The 3,713-nt window shown below is 70.2% G+C and carries 3 protein-coding genes and 1 pseudogene; 2 read left to right on the plus strand and 2 right to left on the minus strand.

Going from position 1 to position 3,713, the window contains the following annotated elements:
• Positions 1 to 717: pseudogene (locus AB4Y86_RS14225) on the plus strand (MFS transporter); the annotation flags it as partial.
• Here AB4Y86_RS14225 and AB4Y86_RS14230 read toward each other — a convergent pair.
• Positions 714 to 1,877, minus strand: a complete 1,164-nt coding sequence (locus AB4Y86_RS14230; protein ID WP_441402852.1) for a trans-sulfuration enzyme family protein — start codon at positions 1,875 to 1,877, stop codon at positions 714 to 716. The pseudogene AB4Y86_RS14225 and the gene AB4Y86_RS14230 overlap by 4 nt on opposite strands.
• A gap of 132 nt (positions 1,878 to 2,009) precedes the next feature.
• Between AB4Y86_RS14230 and AB4Y86_RS14235 the strand changes: the two genes are divergently transcribed.
• The gene (locus AB4Y86_RS14235; RefSeq protein ID WP_441402853.1) at positions 2,010 to 2,516 is read left to right on the plus strand and encodes an Lrp/AsnC family transcriptional regulator; all 507 of its coding nucleotides are present in this window, start codon (positions 2,010 to 2,012) and stop codon (positions 2,514 to 2,516) included.
• Here AB4Y86_RS14235 and AB4Y86_RS14240 read toward each other — a convergent pair.
• Positions 2,513 to 3,713: MFS transporter (locus AB4Y86_RS14240; protein WP_441402854.1), on the minus strand; the 1,201-nt coding region annotated here is incomplete at its 5' end. The two genes, AB4Y86_RS14235 and AB4Y86_RS14240, sit on opposite strands and share 4 nt — an antisense overlap.

Here is a 3,713-nt window from a genome sequence, read left to right on the forward strand (position 1 = left end):
GCGCTGGCCGTCTCGGTCATGGCGACGGCCGCCGCCGTCCTGTTCCTGGTCCTGGTGCCGCCGGCACGGAATTTTGCCCCCGCCGCCGCAGGCTTCCGGGGCGCCCTTTCAACGCTGGCCGGCCATTGCCGGAATCCCCGGCTGCTGGCCATTTACGTCCAGGCGTTCCTGCTGATGGGCGGCTTCGTGGCGGTCTACAACTACCTCGGCTTCCGGCTGTCCGGCCAGCCTTTCAGCCTGCCGGCCACGCTGATCAGCCTGATCTTCCTGGCCTACCTGTCCGGCACCGTCTCCGCCCGCTGGGCCGCCGGGCTGACCCGGCGCTTCGGCCGGCGCAACGTGCTGGTCACAGGCACGATCCTGATGGTCGCCGGCCTCGCCTTGACCCTGACCCAGCTCCTGGTCCTGATCCTCGCTGGCCTGCTGCTCTTTACCGGCGGCTTCTTCGCGGCCCACAGCATCGGCTCCGGCTGGACCGGGGTGATCGCGAGCACAGGCCGGGCCCAGGCCGCGTCACTGTACAACCTCGCCTATTACCTTGGCTCCAGCRTCATTGGTTGGGCCGGCGGCCTGCTGTTCCAGTCCGTCGGCTGGACCGCGCTGGCCCTGGCGGTGATGGGGCTGGCCTGCACGACGGCGGTGATCACCGCCGTCGTGCATCCCGCCGGCGCCGGGGACGCCGTCGTCTCGAACGGGGAACCGGCAGGAGCGCGTTAGCGGGTCGTCTCGAGGGCCTGGACCAGGTCCGCCACGATGTCGGCGGGATCTTCCAGGCCCACGGAGACACGCAGCAGGGCGGCATGCGGCTTGGCTTCGGCGGCGACCGGCCGGTGGGTCAGCCCGGCGGGGTGCTGGATGAGCGTATCGACCCCGCCCAGCGAGACGGCGTGGGTGATCATCCCGACGGCCGCCGGGACCCGCTCGGCGTGCTCGGCGCTGGCCAGTTCGAACGCCAGCAGCGAACCGGGACCCGCCATCTGCGTTCCGATCAGGCCCCGCGGGTCGCACTCGGGCAGGCCCGGGTAGTAGACGCGCCGGATCAGCTCGTGCCCCGCCAGGGCTGCCGCGACCTTCTCCGCGCCGGCCTGCTGGGCCCGTACCCGGACCGGCAGCGTGGCGATCCCCCGGTGCAGCAGGTAGGCGGGCCACGGCGTGAGGATACCGCCGGTGATGGCCCTGATCTGCCGGAGCCGGACGGCCCATTCCGGCGAGGCTGCGACGACACCGCCCATGGCATCGCCGTGGCCGCCGAAGAATTTGGTGGCGCTGTGCAGTACCAGGGCCGCCCCGTGCCGGTAGGGCTGCTGGAGCACCGGGGTGGCGAACGTGTTGTCCACCAGCAGCGGCACGCCGTCCGCCGCGGCCGCCGCGGCGGCGATGTCGACCAGTTCCAGGCTCGGGTTGGCCGGCGTCTCCAGGATGACCAGTCCGGTGTCGGGTCGCAGTGCCGCACGGATGCCTTCGGGCGAGGTGAAGGTGACCTCGGTGCCGAGCGCCCCGGAAGCCAGCAGGTGGTCGCTGCCGCCGTACAGCGGGCGGACCGCCACCACGTGCCTTTTCCCGGCGCCGACGACGGCGAGCAGCACCGCACTCAGGGCGGCCATGCCCGTGGCGAACGCCACCGCCTCGGAAGTGCCTTCCAGCAACGCGGCGCCCTCTTCGAAACGGGCCACTGTCGGGTTCCAGAGCCGCTGGTAGACGGTGCTCTGGCCCTCCAGATGCGGGCCGCCGGTGGCCATCTGTTCGTAGGCGAGGCCGCCGTCGTGAACCGAGGGCAGCGGGGCGGTGGTGGAGAGATCGATCGGGACGGCATGGACGCCGAGCTCCGTGAGGTCGTTCCGGCCTGCGTGGACCGCCAGCGAGTCTTGAGAAAGCACAGTACTCCTTATGAATATTCGCCATTGAATGCAGAAAGTATCTGGCAATAATTCGGAGTTTTGAAGGACATACGAATGGAACTGTCAGTTTGGGGTGTTTATGATGAACCCACACAACATCAAGGAGGATCCGTGAGCAGCACCACGAAGAATGTTCGGCCCGGCGCGGGGGCTGCCGAACCTCTGGACGCCATCGATGAGCGGCTGCTGGCCGCCCTGGTGGCGGACGCCAGGATCTCCAACAAGCAACTGGCCGAACTCGTGGGGATTGCCCCGTCCACTGCCCTCATGCGCACCCGCGCCCTGTCCGAGCGCGGAATCATCGAGGGCTTCGAAGCCAAACTCAGCCTCGCCGCGGTGGGCCGCTCGGTGCAGGCGCTGATCGCGGTCCGGCTGCGGGCGCACGATCGCGAACAGATCGACCGCTTCACTGCCCGGGTCCCCAAGCTGCCCGCGGTGCTGTCCACCTTCCACACCTCAGGCTCGGTGGATTACCTGCTGCACATCGCCGTCGCCACCACGGAGGACCTGCGCGATTGGGTCCTCGACAACCTGGCGACGGATCCGGTGGTGGGCCACACCGAGACCACCCTGGTGTTCGACCACATCCAGGGCAACCACGGTCCCCTGCCGGACTAGCCGCGGGCCGAGCGGAGGGTGACGGCGGCCAGGCCGAGGGCAGAAACAGCGCAGAGCACGACGAAGCCGGCCACCGCGGCCTGCAGGCCAAAGACCCCGGCCGCCAGCCCCAGCCCGATCACCGGAATGGCGCTCCCCAGGTACGTGATCACGTAGACGGTGCTGACGATCTGGGCGTGGCGGGCCGCCTCAACCTTGCCCGCCACGTCGTTGAAGACGGTCCGGAAGGAGACGCCCTGGCCCAGGCCGGCAGTGATGCTGGCGGCAATCAGCAGCCAGGGGCTGCTCCATTCCGCGGCCGCCGCGATCAGCAGCACGGACCCGGCTAACAGGGTCAGCCCAGCTGGCACCACAAATCGTCCGCGCACCGCCACCAGTTGGCTCAGCGCGGAGGCCGCCAGCGTGAGCCCGGCGAGCACGCCGATCAGGGGCCGTGAGTCGGCGTGCACAATCTGGGCGAAGTAGCCGGGGGCCAGGGAGAGGCAAAAGCCGAACACGGCGAAGCTCAGGAACCCCACGGCCGACGCCAGCCAAAAGGCGCCCCGCGCCTCACTCGATATCGAGGGGCGGCGGGGTGCGAGGACCTTCAGCGGCTGAGGGCCGGCGACCGAGGTGATGGCAGGCCGGGCCTTGAGCAGGTAGAGCGGCACCAGCAGCGCCAGCAGGACGACCGAGTGCAGGTAGTACGGCGTGGAGGTGGGCCCGGGAAGGACGGAGAGCACCCCGCCGATCGCCGGGCCGGCCGCCACGCCGCCGGCGGAGGCCAGCAGCGTGAACCGCGAGGCCCATTCGGGCCGGCTGGGCAGCAGCTCGCGCAGGGCGGCGGAACTGGCGCCGGTGGCCAGCGCCACTGCGGCCCCCTGCAGCGCCCGGCCGACGCACAGCGCCAGCAGGCTGTCCGCATTGGCGAAGACGAAGCCGCCGGCGAGGCCCACCAGCACCGCCAGCACCAGGGCGGCCCGCCGGCCGATGTGGTCCGACCAATGCCCGGCGAGGATCAGGGTGGCCACAAGCGCCAGCACGTAGGCGGAGAAGGCCACAGTGACGTCCAGGGCGGTGATGCCCAGTTTGGCCTGCAGCAACGGATATAGCGGGGTCGCAAGGTTGGCGCCGACCAGCAGCGTGAAAATCACGACGCCGGCCATGACCAGCCGCGCGGTGACGGAAGCGTCCCAGCCCCAGCGTTCTGCTGTAGCC

This window comes from Arthrobacter sp. 2YAF22_2 (assembly GCF_052114645.1).
GTDB lineage: Bacteria > Actinomycetota > Actinomycetes > Actinomycetales > Micrococcaceae > Arthrobacter.